Below are 15,989 nucleotides of genomic sequence, written 5' to 3' on the forward strand. Positions count from 1 at the left end.
CATCAACCGCATGGACCAAGCTCATGGGCAGGGACGCTACCCGGGACGGACCGGACGTTGGTTGACCGTTTCGTAAAACCTGCCAGGATCCTCGGGGTGAACGCGCGCGCACTGTACGAGGCCCTGCTCGACACCGACGGCCCCTCCGAGGACGCCATCGGCCCCTGGCTCGACCGGGCCGGAGCCGACGACTACCGCGAGCGGCTCCGGACCGCCTCGACCCACCACCACTGGTGGGGCGACGAGGACGGCCAGGACCTGCTCCAGGAGCTCTACGCCCTCGGCCGCGTCAGCGACGTGCTCCTGCCCGAACCGGAACTCCCTTGCCGCCTGCGCCTCTTCGTCGCCCTCGGCATGACGCCGTTCGAGGACGCCGCGCCCTTCGACCCCTTCCTGCACGAGATCGTCGAGGTCGAGCAGGCCGACGACCCGCAGGCGCCGATCGAGGTCCTGGCCGTCCGCCGGCCCGGACTGATGCTGGGCGAACTGCTCTTCAGCCGCGCCGGGGTACGGATCCGGGCCGGCGCCGCGCACGCCGAGCACGGGGTGGCGGACCGCTTCCCGCTCTACTGGACGTTCCGCCGCCCCGACCGGCCCACGCACGACCTGTCCCACGGCTGGGGCGGCAACTCCCAGTGGCGGACGGACTTCCGCCTCGACTACCGCACCCCCGGCGGCGACCACCTCAACGTCGCCGAGGACGGCTCGGTCGACGGCCGCCCCGACCTCGGCCACTACCAGGACCTGACCCCCGACGAACACCTGCTCACCCCCGCCGAGCGACGCGAACTGCTGCGTCACCGCTGCCTCCTGCGCACCCCGCGGGCGGCCGCCGAACTCGCCGGCTCGCCCGGCTGGGAGGACGAACTGTTCCCCTACGAGTGGCGGCTGCCTGCTGCGGAGGCGTGACCGGCCAGGGAGGCGCGATCGGCCAGCACCTCGCCGATCACGTACCGGGCGATGCCCGCCATCCGGGGGTTGGTCTCCCGGTAGTAGTCCAGCTCCAGCAGGGCCACGGACAGCGCCCAGCCCCGGCCGCGGGCCCAGGCGGCTTCGTCGGCGCCGGCACCCGTCCGGAAGGCGGCGCGGACGGGCGCCGGGAGCAGGTACCAGGCGGCGATCAGGTCCACCGCCGGGTCACCGAGGCCCGCGCAGCCGAAGTCGATGACGGCGCTCAGCCGGCCGCGCCCGTCCACCAGCAGGTTGCCGGGCTGCAGGTCGGCGTGGATCCAGACCGGCGGGCCGGAGTGGCCGGGGGCCCGGAGCGCGTGCTCCCAGGCGGAGGTCGCGGCCGCGGTGTCGATGACGTCCGCCAGCCCCGCGATCGCCGCCCTGACCGAGCCGTCCCGCTCCGGCAGGGGCTCGCTACGGAAGGAGGCGGGGCCGCCGGCCGGGTCCACCAGGTGCAGGGCGGTCACGAAGGCCGCCAAGTCGACTGCCAGCAGGGCCGGTTGGGCCACTCGCCCGACCACCGGGTTCGCGCCGTCGAGCCAGCGGAGCACCGACCAGGGCCATGGGCAGCCGCCTCCCGGCCTGCCCTGGGCCAGCGGGACGGGCACCGCGACCGGGAGTTCCGCGGCGAGGCGCGGCAGCCAGGCGCGTTCCTTCTCGATGTCCTCGACGGCTCCCGGAATCCGGGGGATGCGCACCACCAGGTCCGCGCCGAGCCGGTACATCGCGTTGCCGGTCCCGGCTGTCGCCGTCTCCTCGACCGGCAGCCCCGCCCACTGCGGGAACTGCGCGGCGACCATCCGGCGGACGAGGGCGTCGTCGATGTCGAGTTCGTCGGCGTGCATCTTGCGGGAGGAGGACATGGCTCCCGACCCTGCCAGCCACCAGCCGGGCACGCAACGGGATCGGCCTGCCGCTACGGCGGCCAGGAGCACGGACGACGGCCGTTCACTGCCGCACCGCGAGGTCCTGGCTGCCCACCACCTTCAGCAGCCGCAGCGCCGCGTGCGAGGGCGTGCCGGGGGCGGCGGTGTAGAAGATCGTCCACTGGTCGCGGTGCGGGTCGTGCAGCGCCTCGCAGTCGAGGTCGAGCGGGCCGACCACCGGGTGGAGGATCCGCTTGCTGGTCGAACGGCGCACCTCCACGTCCTGCCGCGCCCACAGCTCCCGGAACTCGGCACTGTGCGCGAGCAGCCGCCCGACGAGGGCGCGCAGGGCGCTGTCGGCGGGATAGCGGGCGGCGGCGGACCGCAGGTCGGCGACCGCGAGGCAGGCGAAGTCCTCGACGCCCGCGGGGTCGTGGAGGGCGTGGGCGTCCGGGTCGGTGAAGAACCTCCAGATCAGGTTGCGCTCGCCGGGCGGCAGGGCGGAGAAGTCGCCGAGCAGCGCGGCCGCCATGGCGTTCCAGGCGAGCACGTCCCGGGCAGCGCTGCAGACCATGGCCGGGGTGTCGTCCAGCCGGTCGAGCAGGTGCAGGACGCCCGGCCGCACCTCGCGGGCCAGGCCGGGCGGCGGCAGCGGCGGCTCCCCGACCAGGTGGTGCAGGTGGGCGCGTTCGTCGTCGGACAGCCGCAGCGCCCGGCTGATCGCCCCGATCATCTGGCGGGACGGCCGCGGGCCCCGGCCCTGTTCGAGGCGGATGTAGTACTCGACCGACATCCCCGCGAGCTGCGCGACCTCCTGGCGGCGCAGGCCCGGGGTGCGGCGCCGCCCGCCGGCCGGCAGGCCGACGTCGGCCGGCTGGATCCGGGCGCGCCAGCGCCGCAGGAAGGCGGCCAGCTCCGCCCGATCAACGTGTTCCACGCCCCCAGTCTGGCCCGGCCACCGCCCCAACCACCATGGGACTGCCGGTACCACCCTCGACAGTGCTCTCCCACCCGCGCCCCGGCCCCGCCACGGTGGAGGCATGACCACCACAGCGAAGAACCGCATCGTCCTGATCACCGGCGCCAACAGGGGCATCGGCCTCGCCACCGCCGGTGAACTCGCCCGCGCCGGGCACACCGTCCTGATCGGCGCCCGCGACCCGGAGCGCGGCGCCGCGGCCGCCGCCGGGCTCACCGCCGAGGGCCTGGACGTCCGCGCCGTCCGCCTGGACGTGACCGACTCCGCCACGATCGCCGCCGCGGCCGAGCTGATCGCCGCCGAGTACGGCCGGCTGGACACCCTGGTGAACAACGCGGGCGTCGCCCGGGACTGGCGGCGCGCCCCGGAGGAGCTGCCGGTCGAGGCGGTGCGCGAGACCTACGAGACGAACGTGTTCGGCGTCGTCGCCGTCACCAACGCCATGCTGCCGCTGCTGCGCAAGTCCCCGGCCGGGCTGATCGGCAACGTCTCCAGCGGCCTCGGCAGCTTCTCTTTCCTGGCCGACCCGGACAACCCCATCTGGGAGCACGCGACGCTGCTCGCCTACAACTCCTCCAAGGCCGCGCTGAACGCCGTCACCCTGGTCTACGCCCGGACACTGCGCGGATCCGGCATCAAGGTCGCTTCGCTGGAACCGGGCTACTGCGCGACCGACCTCAACGACCACAGCGGCCCTGCCACGTCGGAGGAGGGCGGCCGCCGGATCGCCCGCCAGCTCGGGGAGGCCGGGGCGGGGCGCAGCGGCCAGTTCTTCCACCCGGAGGGCGGCACCTACCCCTGGTGAACGGCCAGGAGCCCGGGCAGTTCGCGCATGTCGTCGAAGACGACCGTGCCCGGCCCGGCCAGCCGCTCCGCCGCCGTGACGCCGCCCGCGTAGCCGAGCGCGCGCATCCCGGCGGCGCGGGCGGCCCGCACCCCCGGCTCGCTGTCCTCGACGACGACGCAGGCCGCCGGATCGACGCCCATGGACCGGGCGGCGTGCAGGAAGAGGTCGGGCGCGGGCTTGCCGCGCCCGACCTCGGTCGCGCTGAAGATCCGGCCCTCGAACCGGCCGTACAGCCCGGTCCGGCCGAGGGTGTGGCGCATCTTCTCGTGCGTGCCGCTGGACGCCACGCACGTGGGCAGCGCGATCGCCTCCAGAGCGTCCAGCGCCTCCGGCAGGCCGTCCACCGGCGTCAGCCCGGCGTCCACGGCCTCGGCGTGCAGCTCATGGAAGCGCTTGCCCCACACCGCCGCCACGTCCGCCCCCAACCGGTCGGCGACCAGCGCGTTGTTGACCGCCTCCGACCGTCCGACGAACCGCTCGATCGCCTCGGCCCCGGTCAGCGGCCAGCCGTACTCCTCCCCCAGCCGCACGAGCACCCGGACGGCGATCACCTCACTGTCCACCAGCACGCCGTCGCAGTCGAATATCACCAGCTCTATCGGCTTGATCATCCGGACAGCATAGGGCGGCCCCGACCCGGTCAGGGGCCCGGCGGCGGGAAGTTCGTCGCGGACTCCGGGACGCTGTCCGGCAGCCGCACCGGGTTCGAGCACGGGAAGTCCGCCACGACGGCCTTGGCGTACTTCAGCGCGAAGTCGAGGGCCGCCCGGTGAAGCTTCTCCGACCTCGGCCCCTCGGGACCGCCCGTGCTGATCACGACGTGCACGTACGGCCGGCCCATGCGCGTGTTCTCCGGGTTGTCGCACCGGAACCCGAGATCCGCGAAGTACGGCCCGCTCCACCCCTGCACGTCCGCACCGAAGTCGAGCCGACTCTGCCCCGGGAGGTTCAGCTCCGAGCCTGCGCCGTCGGTGTAGTTCATGGTGGACTCGTCCATCAACTGCACGTCGACCAGCACCAGGGACTTCTCCGGGTTCTGGTGGAGATTGCACCTCTGGTCCTCGATGCCCGGGCGAAGGCGTTCCCCATGGCCGCTCAGGTAGTGCTCGGCGAACGTCCTGGGCAGCTCGTCCGCCAGCGGCGCGAGGTCGTCCCGTGTGAGCACCGACCAGCAGGCACTGGTCGACAGCTCCGCCGGTGCGTGAGCCGACCGCCACCACCACCCGAACCCGGCCCCGGCGAGCACCACCCCCGCGACCCCGGCGGCGAGCCACCGCCGCCGGCGCCGCTTGCCCTCAGCCATTGGCGGCCCTGCCGAAGCGGTCCGCGGCGTAGGTACCGCCGGTCAGCACGCCCTTCGCTGCCCCCGTGGCCAGCGCCCGGATCCGCTCCGGATTCAGCCCTGTTCCCTGCGCGGCCTGTTCCACCGTCTTCTTGGCGGAAGCGGCAGCCGCGTTGAAGCCCGCGTCGTCCGCACTCGTGGCCGGATCCGCGGTGTTCGGGTCGATGTAGTAGCTCGACGCCATCTGGTCGATGAGGTAGTTCACCGGCAGTGACATGCCCTTGCCGACGATGGGAAGGTCCCCAGCCACCCTGCCGCCGGTCGCGGCCCAGACCGCTTTCCCCCACATGGCGTTCTGGCTGATGGAGTCGTTGTACGCCTTGGCCTGGCCCTGCATCTCGTCCACCAACCCGGCGGTCCGGCCCGCGGTGAGATAACCGGCCACCTCACCGCCGGAGTGCGCCGCGTTGGTCACGGCCAGGTCGAACTCGGGACCGTAGGTGTCCCGGTGCAGCATCACGTCCTGGATTCGCGCCGTCGTATAGGCCTGCTGAGCCTGGGCGATGGCACCGAACGCGTCGGGGTTGCGGCCCAAGGCCCCCAACAGCTTCTCCGTATTCCCCTGGTTGAGCTTCGCCGGCTCGCCGTAGGTCGTCAGCGCGCTGTCCTCCGGATTCAGCGCCACGTGCACGTCACCCATGTAGGCCGCGGTCAGATGGCCCAAGCTGGGCGCCAGGCCCCCGAAGTCGGCTCCCTTGCGGAGCAGCTTGGGGCCGTCGTCGCTCCCGAAGCGATCGACCACCTGCTGCATCACCTGCGCCATCTCCGGCGTGTGCGGCGGCAGGGGGGTGCCCTGAGGTGCGTCGTAGGAGCGCCCTGTGGTGGCCGCCTCCAGCGCGTGGCCCAGGGCCATCACCTCGGGCGACTCCGCGTGGCCGCCGGCGAAGTAGTCGTTCCCCTTCCAGATGTCCTGGAGCGGCGAGCGGTCGCCTCCCGCGGTCAGCGCCCTGAGGTAGTCGTTGTTCTGGTTGAAGGCCTTGACCGACCCGTCGAGGTTGTACTCCGTCTTCGGATCGTGGAAGAACTGTGTCGCCGCCTCGGGATTGTGCGCGAGCGCGTCCAGCACGCCCGTCATCGGGTTGAAGCCGCCCGCCTGGGCACCCTGCACGTAGCCCAGCAGTTTCATCTGGTCCAAGTCACTGTGGAGCCACGGCGTCGACGTCCAGAAGCCGGGCATCTCACTGAGCTGCGTCACGTGTTCGGCGACCGGGTTGAGGAAGTGCGGGTCGTACTTTCCGGTCCGCAGGATGTTCGCCAGAATCTGGTAGCCGTACGGCTGGACGCTGCCGCTGGCCCGATTGTTGCCGCCCGGCAGAATCTCCACCCGAGTGGCCCCGGCCCGGCGCAGGCCCGCGTCCCACGCGTCGGACAGGTGGGGGAAGTTGTGAGTGTCGGTGGCGGTGGCCAGTGCCGTGCCGAGGTTCTTCTGGAGGTCGGCGATGGCGGTCGAGCGGTTGCCCTTGTCCGCCGAGGCGACGGCCAGCTGGCCGTAGTACTTGAGGAAGCCGTCCGGTCCGAGCCGTCCGTAGAAGGCGGTGGTGAACTGGGGGTTGTTGGCGTTGGCTTTCAGGGTCTTGTTGAGCTCGTCGAGTTGGGCGTCGGAGAGGTTCCCGGCCAGCTTGAGGAGGTCAGCCGCCTTCTCGCCCTGCTCCTCCGGGCCCCTCGACGGCTGGAACGCGGTCGTGCTCTTCCCGGTGGCGCCGCCGAGCGCCGCGGCGGCCGCGGTGTCGGCCGCCTGCGCGCGGGCCACGGCCTTCGCGATGTCCTGGCCCACCGACTGGGCCAGGGCCTTGTAGGTGGTGGCGTAGGTCGGGTCGTGCTTGTCGGAGTCGCTCGTCGGCGCGGGCCAGCTGATGTTGACGCCGTCCGCGTCCACCGTCAGGGAGTTGTCGGCGGCCCTTTTCAACGCGGCGTCCAGGTCCGCCCGGGCGGCGGCGAGTTCGGTGTGTGCGTCCCGCAGGGCCTTGCCGATCGCGCTGGCCTCCTCGAAGGCCGCGTCGAGCTCGTTGCGGGTCTTGGTGATGGTGGCGGCGGCTCGCTCGGCCGCGTCGCCCCGCCAGTTCGATCCCTGGAGTGGCGTGAGGATGTCGCCGGTGAACTCGGAGGAGAGTTTCCAGTCGCGCGTCAGCGACTCGAAGGCCGAGGCCAGGGTCTCGATGCCCTTGAACGTCTCCTGGCGCAGGTCGGAGTAGGTACTCATGTCGCCGGCCTCAGTTCGCGTTCAAATTCTGGGCGTTCACCTGGTCGGCGCGCGCGTACTGGTCGGCGTTGCTGATCAGACCGGTGGAGATGTCCGCTATCGCCTGGCTGGTCGACCGCGCCTGCGCTTCCCATATCTCGTGCGCGGCCTGGATCGCCCCCACGATCGCCCAGTTCTTGGACATGCCCTGGAGGCTGCCCTGGAGGTCCTTCCACACGTCCTTGGTGGCGTTGTCGAAGTCGGTGTGCAGGGTGCCCGCGTTGCTCCCCGCCTTGCGCAGAGCCTCCGGGCTCACCTTCATCGTCGGTCCGCCGGGGGCCGCCATGACCACCGGTGGCGGCGTCCACCCCGGGGCCGCCGTACCAGCCGCGGCGGCGGCGAGGTCCGGGAACTGATTCTTCGCCGCTTCCGTCAGGTTCCCGGAACTGTCGAAGAGCCACGGATTTATCTTGCGTTCGAAATCCAGATCAGTCACTCGTCCCCGCCCCCAAAACCGTGCAACCCCCGCCGATGGGCCGTCCATTCGTTCGACCCAATGGACAGCAGCCTATCCATTGGTCGTTGTTGCGGAAAAAATTTGAGCGAAATCTGAGCGCATAGCCGACGCCAAGCCGGAAGGGCCCGGCGGTGCCGCCGGGCCCTCCACTACCGACTGAGCGTCAGCTGGTCTGGATCGAGGTGTCGTCGATCACGAAGCTCGTCTGCAGCGAGGAGTCCTCGACGCCGTTGAACTTCACGGTGACCGTCTGGCCCGCGTAGGCCGACAGGTCGAAGGTCCGCTGCTGGTAGCCCGCCGCGGCGTCCGCGTTGGAGTAGGTCTTCAGCGTGGTGCCGTTGACCGACACGGTCAGCTTGTCGTACGCGGTGGTGCCGGTCTCCGCGGTGTCGATGTGCAGCCAGAAGCTCAGCGTCGCCTTGCAGCCCGCCGGGATGCTCACCGTCTGCGACAGCGAGTCGGTGTGCGCGGAGCCGTAGCCGTTCATCCACGCCTTCCACGAACCGCCGTGCGCGGCCTGGCCCGAGCTGTTGTCGACCACGCCGGAGCTCGCCGTCCACGGCGCCGCCGAACCGGTCTCGAAGCCCGCGTTGCCCAGCAGCTGCGCCGGCGTGCAGCCGCCGCCACCACCGGTGGTCACCGTCCAGGTGAAGCTGGCCGTCCCCGACTTGCCCGCCGAGTCCTTCACCGTCACCGTCACGTTGGACGTACCCGCCGCGGTCGGCGTACCCGTGATCGCACCCGTCGACGCGTTGATCGCCAGACCGGCCGGCAGACCCGCCGCCGAGTACGACAGCGGAGCGGTCCCGCCCGAGGCGCCGATCTGCAGGCTGACGGCGGTGCCGACCGCCGTGGACTGGTCACCGGGGCTGGTCACCGAGACGGCGCCGCTCCCGGCCGGCTTGGTGAGCAGGCAGCCGGCCACGTTGAGGTCGATGGCCCGGCTGGAGTTCAGGCAGGTGGTGAACCAGTAGGTCTCCTCGCCGTAGCTCTGGCCCTTGACGGCCTTGGTGGTGCCGTCGGCGGCCACCTCGCACGGGTTGTTGAGGGTGCACATCGCGCCGTCGTCGTTACCGGTGTTGTTGATGCCGACGATCCGCCCGCTGGCGGAGTCGATGATCGGCGAGCCGGAGGTGCCGTGCGTGGTGTTGCAGCCGGAGCTGTAGCGCAGCGAGTCGTGCCAGCTCCACTGGTCCTCGCGCAGGGTGGGCACGAACCCGTTGACAGCGCAGTTCCAGACCTGCTTCCAGTACGACGAGGGTATGTACATCGAGGCGCCGTCGGTGGGGTGCGCGTCGTTGATCGTCAGTGCGGTGGCGCCGTACTTGGAGGTGATCGAGCCGTAGGTGTCGGTGAGTTGGTAGAGCGCGACGTCGGTGCCGGTCATCGTCGCGTAGATCACCTTGTCGGCCTGGACGGTGCCGAGGCTGTTGCCGGCGCCGTCCAGGAGGGTGCCGCTGCGGCTGGCGCTGACGTTCTGGATGACCTGGCCGGCCGGGGGCATGCTGGGCAGGCAGTGCCCGTTGGTGAGCATCATGGCCCGGTCGCCGGCCACCGAGGCGGGGTACCGGACCAGCGAGGCCGAGCAGTCGTCGAGGGCGATGGTCGACGTCAGGTCGGCCGCCTGCACGGCGGGGGCAGCGGGAGCGGCGGGGGCAGTGGACGCCGAGGCGTGCGCGGGGACGGCCGCGAAGGCCAGCCCGCCCGCGACGACGGCACCCGTGCCGGCCATCGCGACAAGTCTCTTGAACATGGCTCTCCTTGTGGGGGATCGCGGGGTGTACGACTGGTCGCCGACGCCCGCGCCGCACGAAAGTGCCATGGCCACTTCAAGCGGGTCAACCGTTCTGGCCGAACTCGCCACTCCCCATGACCTGTTGTGCCACCCTGCGGCAACCCCCCGTCCCGATATGCCCGTTACGGGCGGAGCCGATGAACGCTATGGCTGGACAGCCGAGTTGTCGAGCACCCACTCGGCAGCGGGGTTGATGTTGCCGTCCTCCCCGAACAGGGAGACCGCCACTCCCCGGTCCGACGTGAAGTCGCGCGCGTCCGTGAACTTGGCGAACGCACAGCCCTGTGTGAACTGCTTGGCATCGGAGTCCCAGTCCACCCCACCGGTGAAGTAGAGGTCGTACGAACCGTCCGAGATCCCCTCGATGACGGCCTGCTGGCCCTTGGCCACGTACACCGAGGCCACCGCCGTGCCGTTCGCGGCGATCGTGAGAACCGCGTCCGCTCGGCTGTTGTTGTCGACCTTCAGCGCGCCCTTGCCGCCCTTCCCGCCCGCGCGGACCACGGTGCCGTTCGCCAGGGTCCGCGGCTGTGCCAGCGGCTTGGGCAGTTGCGGGACGGCGAAGGCGGTCCGGTAGCCGGCCGCCGTCAGCTTGGTGAGTGCCGCCGAGACTCCCGCCACTCCCTGACCCGCTCCGAACCGGGCCAGGCCGGCGCCGGCGGCACAGACCTTGTGCGTCGTGATGTCAGCTCGGACGGCCTCGGTGTCCGTGGCGAGGGTGGTCAGGGCGGTCGCCAGGTCGGCCCGCGCCGGCTCGCTGCCGGAGGGCGCGGTGGCGGCGTTCAGGTTCTGCGCGGCCCGGTTGGCGTCGGACGCCAGGCCGGCGAGCGCGGTTTGGAGGTCGTACGCGCTCTTGGCCGAGGTCGCCTTGCCGAACGCCGTTCGGACCGGCTCGAGGGCCTGGTCGAGGGCCGTACCGAACGGCGTCACGGTGGCCCTCGGCGTCGCACCCGGTGCCGCACCACCCCCGCCCCCGCCCCCGCCCGAACACGCCGCAAGCAGCAGCGCCGCGCCGACGGCCAGAACGGACCTGCCCATGGACCCCGAGAACTTCACAACCCACCCCGATGAAACCGTGCGCACACGCCGTGCACATGCGGGCGACATAGTGCCGACCACGAACCACCCCGGTCAACAGCTTTCGAACGATCACCCGAAGGGCCCGCCCCGGGCCGCCCGTCAGGGTCAACTACGATCGGGCACGTGCTCAGCCTCACCGGACTCCCCCTCCAGATCATCACCTCGGTCATCGCGATCGCGGTCTTCGTCGTCACCATGTGGCTCTGGCCGCGGTTCGGCGGGAGGGGCTGGAAGTCCTGGCTGGGCCGGATCGGCGCGTTCCTGGCCACCCAGGTGTCGGTGCTGGTCGCGATGGGCCTGATCGCCAACAGCTACTTCGGCTTCTACAGCTCCTGGACCGACCTGCTCGGCACCAGCGGCGGGCTCGGCACGGTGGTCGACCACACGCCCAACGCCTCCGGCGTGTCCGTCACCGGCGAGCAGAAGTTCTACTCCTCCCAGGGCTCGGACCCGGAGCGCTCGGGGCTGATCCAGAAGGTCGACGTCAAAGGGGCCGGCAGCGGTCTGAGCACCGAGGCGTACGTCTACCTGCCGCCGCAGTACTTCCAGCCGGACTACACCAGGCAGCGCTTCCCGATGGCCCTGGTGCTCACCGGCTACCCGGGCACCCCGGAGAAGCTGATCTCGCTGATGAAGTACCCGGCGTCGACGCTCGACGCGATCGAGCAGAAGAAGCTGCCGCCGACCGTCCTGGTGATGGCCCGTCCCACCCTCGTCGGCAACCGGGACACCGAGTGCGTCGACGTGCCGAACGGCCCCCAGGTGGAGACCTTCTTCACCAGCGACCTGCCCAAGGCCCTCGCCACCACCTACCGGATCGGCACCGATCCGGCCAACCGGGCCGTGATCGGCAACTCCACCGGCGGCTACTGCGCGCTCAAGTTCGCACTGCGCAAGCCCGACTCCTACCCTGCGGCGATCGCCCTCTCCGGCTACTACAGCGCGGCCCGCGACGAGACCACCGGCGACCTGTTCGGCGGCAGCGACAAGCTCAAGCAGGAGAACGACCTGCTGTGGCGGCTGAAGAACCAGCCGCCCGCCCCGGTCTCGCTGCTGCTGACCACCGCCAACGACGAGAACAACTACGACGAGACGAAGGCCATGGTCGGGGCCTTCAAGTCCCCCACCAAGATGTCCACCATCACGCTGGACACGGCCGGCCACAACTTCCACACCTGGACCCGGGAGATCCCCCCGGCGCTGGAGTGGCTGGGCAAGCACCTCACCATGCCCGCCGCCGCATAGGACGGCAGTCCGGCAGGCGGGCAGATCACACTCGCCTCACAGCCCCGTCTCACGGTTCTCTCAGCCACGCCACGCACCGTATGGCGCATGACCACGAGCAGCTACTCCCGTCCGGCCGGCGACCCGTGGCCCGAGGCCGCGAACCACCCGCCGCCGGAGGTGCCGCAGCCGGCCCCCGCCCGGCCGGATCCGGCGCCGCTCTTCCCCGAGCAGCCGCTGCCGCCAGTCGGCCCCAAGGGCCCCGCCTCCTGGCCCGGCCGACTGCGCAGCCTCCCCGCCCGCACCTGGCGCGGGCGGGCGGACGACCCGCGCTGGGTGCGCCCGGCCCTGCTGGCGCTGCTGGCCGCGACGGCCGTCCTCTACCTGTGGGGTCTGAGCGCGTCCGGCTGGGCCAACGCCTTCTACTCGGCCGCCGTGCAGGCCGGCACCCAGAGCTGGAAGGCCTTCTTCTTCGGCTCCTCCGACGCCGGGAACTTCATCACCGTCGACAAGCCCCCGGCCTCGCTGTGGCCGATGGCGCTCTCGGCACGGGTCTTCGGCCTCTCCTCCTGGTCGGTGCTGGCTCCGCAGGCGCTGATGGGCGCGGCCACCGTCGGCGTGCTGTACGCGACGGTGCGCCGCCGTTTCTCCGCGCTCGGCGGCCTGTTGGCGGGCGCGGCGCTGGCGCTCACCCCGGTGGCGGCGCTGATGTTCCGCTTCAACAACCCGGACGCGCTGCTGGTGCTGCTGCTGACGCTGGCCGCGTACGGGATGGTGCGCGCGGTCGAGTCGGCGAACACCCGGTGGCTGCTGTTCACCGGGGCGATGTTCGGCTTCGCCTTCCTCACCAAGACCCTGGCGGCCTTCCTGGTCCTGCCCGCCTTCGCGGTGGTCTACCTGGTGGTGGCACCCACGGGCTTCTGGCGGCGGGTGCGGCAGACCCTGCTCGCGGGCGTGGCGCTGGTGGTCTCGGGCGGCTGGTGGGTCGCGGTCGTCGAGCTGCTGCCCGCCTCGGCCCGCCCGTACGTCGGCGGCTCGCAGGACAACAGCTTCCTCTCGCTCACCTTCGGCTACAACGGCCTGGGCCGGGTGGACGGCAACGAGCGCGGCAGTGTGGGCGGCGGCGGTCGGCTCCCGGCCGGGCTCGACCTGCCGGGCGGCGCGATGCGCGGCGGCACCGGGCGCGGGTGGGGCCAGACCGGCCTGACCCGGATGTTCGGCACCGACATCGGCGGGCAGATCGCCTGGCTGCTGCCGGCCGCGCTGATCCTGCTGCTGGTCGGCCTCTGGGCGACCCGCCGCTACGCCCGGCCCGACACCGCCCGCGCGGCGTTCCTGGTCTGGGGCGGCTGGCTGGTCTCCACGGCGCTGGTCTTCAGCTTCATGTCCGGGATCTTCCACCAGTACTACACGGTGGCACTGGCCCCGGCGGTCGCGGCGCTGGTCGGCATGGGCGTGGACGGGCTGTGGCGGGCGCGGCACCGGCTGCCCTGGGCGCTGGTGCTGGCCGGCACGCTCGCGGTGACGGCGGGGTGGGCGTTCGTCCTGCTCGGCCGTAGCTCGGACTTCCTGCCGTGGCTGCGCTGGGCGGTGCTGGTCGGCGGGCTGGCGGCGGCGGCCGCGCTGGTCGGCGGGCAGGTCGCCGGGCGCTCCTCGGGCCGGGCCGGGGCGCGGATCGCCTCGGTGGCGGGTCTGGTGGGCCTGGCGGCGGCGCTCGGCGGTCCGGCGGCGTACGCGGTGGACACCGTCGGAACGGCGCACACCGGCTCGATCGTGACCGCCGGACCGGCCGTGCAGGGCGCGTTCGGGCCGGGCGGCGGCGGGCGCAAGGGCGCGAGGGGCTTCCCGGGCGGCACGGGCGGCAGGGGCGGCGGCAACGGCAACGGCCGCTGGTTCGGGCAGGGCGGCCAGGGCGGCTTCCCCGGCAGCCAGGGTGGTCAAGGCGGCCAGGGCGGCCAGGGCGGTCGGCAGGGCTTCGCCGGCGGGGCCCCCGGCTTCCCGGGCGGCTCGGGCTCGGACCGCGCGAACGGACGCCAGGAGCGCGGCAGCGGCACCGACGGCAGCACCAACGCCCCCAGCACGACGGATCCGGAGGGCACGGCCCCCGGTGGTACCGGTGGCCCCGGTGGTGGAGGCATGGGCGGCCTCCTCGGCGGCACCAAGGTGAGCGACGAGGCGGCCGCCCTGCTCAGGGAGAACGCCGGCCACTACACCTGGGCGGCCGCCACCGTCGGCTCGCAGAACGCCGCCAGCTACCAACTCGCCACCGGCGAACCGGTGATGGCCCTCGGCGGCTTCAACGGCACCGACCCCTCGCTGAGCCTGGCGGGCTTCCAGAAGTACGTCCAGGAGGGCAAGGTCCACTGGTTCGTCGCCGGCGGTTCCCGAGGCGGCTTCGGCGGCGGGGGCGCGGGCGCGGGCGGCGTCGAGGGTGCCGACGGCAGGCAGGAGTCGGAGAACACCCAGATCGAGTCCTGGGTGACCAGCCACTTCACCGCGAGAACGGTCGGCTCGGCCACCTTCTACGACCTGACGGCTCCGGTCTCCCCGGCGTCCTGACCGCAACCCCGGTGGGGGCGTGCCGCGTTCGCGCGGCACGCCCCCACGGCCGTACCCCCACCGCCCGGCCTCAGTCGGACGGCCTCAGTCGGACGGGCAGTACGTCCCCGCCGCAGGCAGCCTGCCCTCCACCAGGTAGGCGGCCACCGCGTCGCGGACGCAGCCGCTCTTGTCGTAGGCGGTGTGCCCGTCGCCCTCCCGGGTGAGCAGCACGCCGTGCTCCAGCCCGGCCGCCAGCCGCTGCGCCCACGGGTGCGGGGTGACCGGGTCGCCGGTGGAGCCGATCACCAGGATCGGGGCGCTGCCGGGCGCCCGGACGGGGTGCGGGTGTTCGGGCGAACGGTACGGCCAGCTGCGGCAGTCCGGGTCGAGCAGGGTGGTCAGCGGGGCGTGCCGGCTGGTCAGCGGGGCCTGGGCGGCGAGGTCGGCGAGGGCTGTGCGCAGGTCCGCGTCGGTGGGCGTCTGCGCGGCGTCGGCGCAGGAGATGGCGGCGTAGGCGTCGGCCGGGGTCGCGTAACTGCCGTCCTCGCGGCGGCCGTCGGCGCCGTCGGCGAGCGCGAGCAGGTCGTGGGCGTCGCCCCGGGTGACGGCGGATCCGAGGGCGTCGCGCAGCCGGGGCCAGGAGCGGTGGCCGTCGTCGAGCACGTCGAGGGCGGCGGCCCAGCCGAGGGCGGCGGTGAGGGTCCGGCCGTCGGCGGTGCGCAGCGGGTGGTCGCGCAGCCCGTCGAGGAGGTCGGCGAGGCGGCGCGGGGCGGCGGCCGGGTCGGTGCCGAGCGGGCAGTCGTCCCGCTGGTCGGTGGCGCAGGCGGCGGCGAAGGCCCGGAATCCGGCTTCGGTGGCGGCGGCCTGTTCGATGCCGAGCCGCATCGGGTCGACGCCGTGTTCGACGGCGCCGTCGAGGACCAGCCGGCCGGTGCGGTCGGGGAACTCCTCGGCGTAGAGCGCGCCGAGGTGGGTGCCGTAGGAGGAGCCGAGGAAGTCGAGTCTGCGTTCGCCGAGGGCGCCGCGCAGGACGTCGAGGTCGCGGGCGGTGTCGCGGGTGCCGAGGTGCGGGAGCAGGTCGGCGTGGTGTGCCCGGCAGGCGTCGGCGAGGGTCCGGCCGTGGTCGTAGGCGGGGTCGTCGGTGCTGTTCCACTGGTCGCGGGCGGGGTCGTCCAGGCAGTGGACGGGGGTGGTGTCGCCGGCGCCGCGCGGGTCGAAGCCGACCAGGTCGTAGTGGTCGCGCAGCGGTCCCTGGTAGTTCTTCCAGCCCCAACGGACCATGCTGACGCCGGAGTTGCCGGGGCCGCCGGGGTTGAGCAGGAGGGCGCCGATGCGCCGGTGCGGGTCGGCGGCGGGCACCCGGGCGAGGGCGACGCCGACGGTGGGGCCGCCGGGGTCGGCGTAGTCCAGCGGGACCTGGAGGGTGGCGCACCGGACGGCGGTGCCGTCCGGGCCGGTGCCGCCCTCGTCGGGGCAGGCGTGCCAGTCGATCCGCTGGTCGTAGAGCGCGCGCAGGGCCGGGGCGGCGGTGGCGGCGACCCGTTCGTCTAGCGGGGGGCGGCTGCCCGGTCGGCTGCCGCCCGGCGCCGTGCAGCCGCTCAGTCCGGCGAAGGCGAGAGCCAGGGCGAGGGCTGCGGCGAGCGCGGGCGGGACGGGCAGGGCGGGCAA

The 15,989-nt window shown here is 72.7% G+C and carries 12 protein-coding genes and 2 pseudogenes; 4 read left to right on the plus strand and 10 right to left on the minus strand.

The features are described 5' to 3' along the window. Positions 1-96 precede the first annotated feature (96 nt). On the plus strand, positions 97-909 hold the full coding sequence (locus tag AC0B61_RS23475; RefSeq protein WP_471742687.1) for a hypothetical protein: 813 nt from the start codon (positions 97-99) through the stop codon (positions 907-909). Here AC0B61_RS23475 and AC0B61_RS23480 read toward each other — a convergent pair. Together AC0B61_RS23480 and AC0B61_RS23485 are read right to left on the minus strand one after the other, a co-directional pair. Further along, positions 876-1,814 carry an aminoglycoside phosphotransferase family protein gene (locus tag AC0B61_RS23480; RefSeq protein ID WP_471742688.1) on the minus strand — a complete coding sequence of 313 codons (939 nt, stop codon included), beginning with the start codon at positions 1,812-1,814 and terminating at the stop codon, positions 876-878. The genes AC0B61_RS23475 and AC0B61_RS23480 overlap by 34 nt on opposite strands. An 85-nt stretch (positions 1,815-1,899) precedes the next feature. Continuing rightward, complete coding sequence (locus AC0B61_RS23485; protein ID WP_471742689.1) at positions 1,900-2,754, minus strand: helix-turn-helix transcriptional regulator; 855 nt, start codon at positions 2,752-2,754, stop codon at positions 1,900-1,902. Between the two features lie 103 nt (positions 2,755-2,857). On the opposite strand from AC0B61_RS23485, the gene AC0B61_RS23490 reads away from it, so the two are divergent. Continuing rightward, positions 2,858-3,601 carry an SDR family NAD(P)-dependent oxidoreductase gene (locus AC0B61_RS23490; protein WP_471742690.1) on the plus strand — a complete coding sequence of 248 codons (744 nt, stop codon included), beginning with the start codon at positions 2,858-2,860 and terminating at the stop codon, positions 3,599-3,601. Here the strand turns inward: AC0B61_RS23490 and AC0B61_RS23495 are convergent. From AC0B61_RS23495 to AC0B61_RS23525, 7 genes and pseudogenes are all read right to left on the minus strand, one after another. After that, positions 3,589-4,254, minus strand: coding sequence for an HAD family hydrolase (locus AC0B61_RS23495; RefSeq protein WP_471742691.1), 666 nt, complete (start codon positions 4,252-4,254; stop codon positions 3,589-3,591). The two genes, AC0B61_RS23490 and AC0B61_RS23495, sit on opposite strands and share 13 nt — an antisense overlap. 29 nt (positions 4,255-4,283) lie before the next feature. After that, positions 4,284-4,946: a hypothetical protein gene (locus tag AC0B61_RS23500; protein WP_471742693.1), complete on the minus strand. Its 663-nt coding sequence runs from the start codon at positions 4,944-4,946 to the stop codon at positions 4,284-4,286. Further along, positions 4,939-7,185: a hypothetical protein gene (locus tag AC0B61_RS23505; protein ID WP_471742694.1), complete on the minus strand. Its 2,247-nt coding sequence runs from the start codon at positions 7,183-7,185 to the stop codon at positions 4,939-4,941. Before AC0B61_RS23505 ends, AC0B61_RS23500 begins: the two co-directional genes overlap by 8 nt. A 10-nt stretch (positions 7,186-7,195) precedes the next feature. Next, positions 7,196-7,660: a WXG100 family type VII secretion target gene (locus AC0B61_RS23510; RefSeq protein ID WP_471742695.1), complete on the minus strand. Its 465-nt coding sequence runs from the start codon at positions 7,658-7,660 to the stop codon at positions 7,196-7,198. A 184-nt stretch (positions 7,661-7,844) separates the two neighbouring features. Next, positions 7,845-8,567 (minus strand): annotated as a pseudogene (locus AC0B61_RS23515) (Ig domain-containing protein); the annotation flags it as partial. 210 nt (positions 8,568-8,777) lie between these two features. Then, positions 8,778-9,503 (minus strand): annotated as a pseudogene (locus AC0B61_RS23520) (trypsin-like peptidase domain-containing protein); the annotation flags it as partial. A gap of 117 nt (positions 9,504-9,620) precedes the next feature. Further along, the gene (locus AC0B61_RS23525; protein WP_471742696.1) at positions 9,621-10,514 is read right to left on the minus strand and encodes a hypothetical protein; all 894 of its coding nucleotides are present in this window, start codon (positions 10,512-10,514) and stop codon (positions 9,621-9,623) included. A 165-nt stretch (positions 10,515-10,679) separates the two neighbouring features. Between AC0B61_RS23525 and AC0B61_RS23530 the strand changes: the two genes are divergently transcribed. Next, positions 10,680-11,801, plus strand: a complete 1,122-nt coding sequence (locus tag AC0B61_RS23530) for an alpha/beta hydrolase-fold protein (RefSeq protein ID WP_471742697.1) — start codon at positions 10,680-10,682, stop codon at positions 11,799-11,801. Positions 11,802-11,888: 87 nt separating this feature from the next. Further along, on the plus strand, positions 11,889-14,339 hold the full coding sequence (locus AC0B61_RS23535) for a glycosyltransferase family 39 protein (RefSeq protein WP_471742698.1): 2,451 nt from the start codon (positions 11,889-11,891) through the stop codon (positions 14,337-14,339). 84 nt (positions 14,340-14,423) lie between these two features. Here the strand turns inward: AC0B61_RS23535 and AC0B61_RS23540 are convergent, their stop codons facing one another. Further along, the gene (locus tag AC0B61_RS23540) at positions 14,424-15,989 is read right to left on the minus strand and encodes an alpha/beta hydrolase (protein ID WP_471742699.1); all 1,566 of its coding nucleotides are present in this window, start codon (positions 15,987-15,989) and stop codon (positions 14,424-14,426) included.

This window comes from Kitasatospora sp. NPDC023385 (assembly GCF_055664045.1).

Bases quoted from the DNA above. Each gene is read 5' to 3' on its own strand.
- AC0B61_RS23480 (WP_471742688.1), bottom strand. From the start codon at position 1,814: ATGTCCTCCTCCCGCAAGATGCACGCCGACGAACTCGACATCGACGAC.
- AC0B61_RS23490 (WP_471742690.1), top strand. From the start codon at position 2,858: ATGACCACCACAGCGAAGAACCGCATCGTCCTGATCACCGGCGCCAAC.
- AC0B61_RS23495 (WP_471742691.1), bottom strand. From the start codon at position 4,254: ATGATCAAGCCGATAGAGCTGGTGATATTCGACTGCGACGGCGTGCTG.
- AC0B61_RS23500 (WP_471742693.1), bottom strand. From the start codon at position 4,946: ATGGCTGAGGGCAAGCGGCGCCGGCGGCGGTGGCTCGCCGCCGGGGTC.
- AC0B61_RS23505 (WP_471742694.1), bottom strand. From the start codon at position 7,185: ATGAGTACCTACTCCGACCTGCGCCAGGAGACGTTCAAGGGCATCGAG.
- AC0B61_RS23525 (WP_471742696.1), bottom strand. From the start codon at position 10,514: ATGGGCAGGTCCGTTCTGGCCGTCGGCGCGGCGCTGCTGCTTGCGGCG.
- AC0B61_RS23535 (WP_471742698.1), top strand. From the start codon at position 11,889: ATGACCACGAGCAGCTACTCCCGTCCGGCCGGCGACCCGTGGCCCGAG.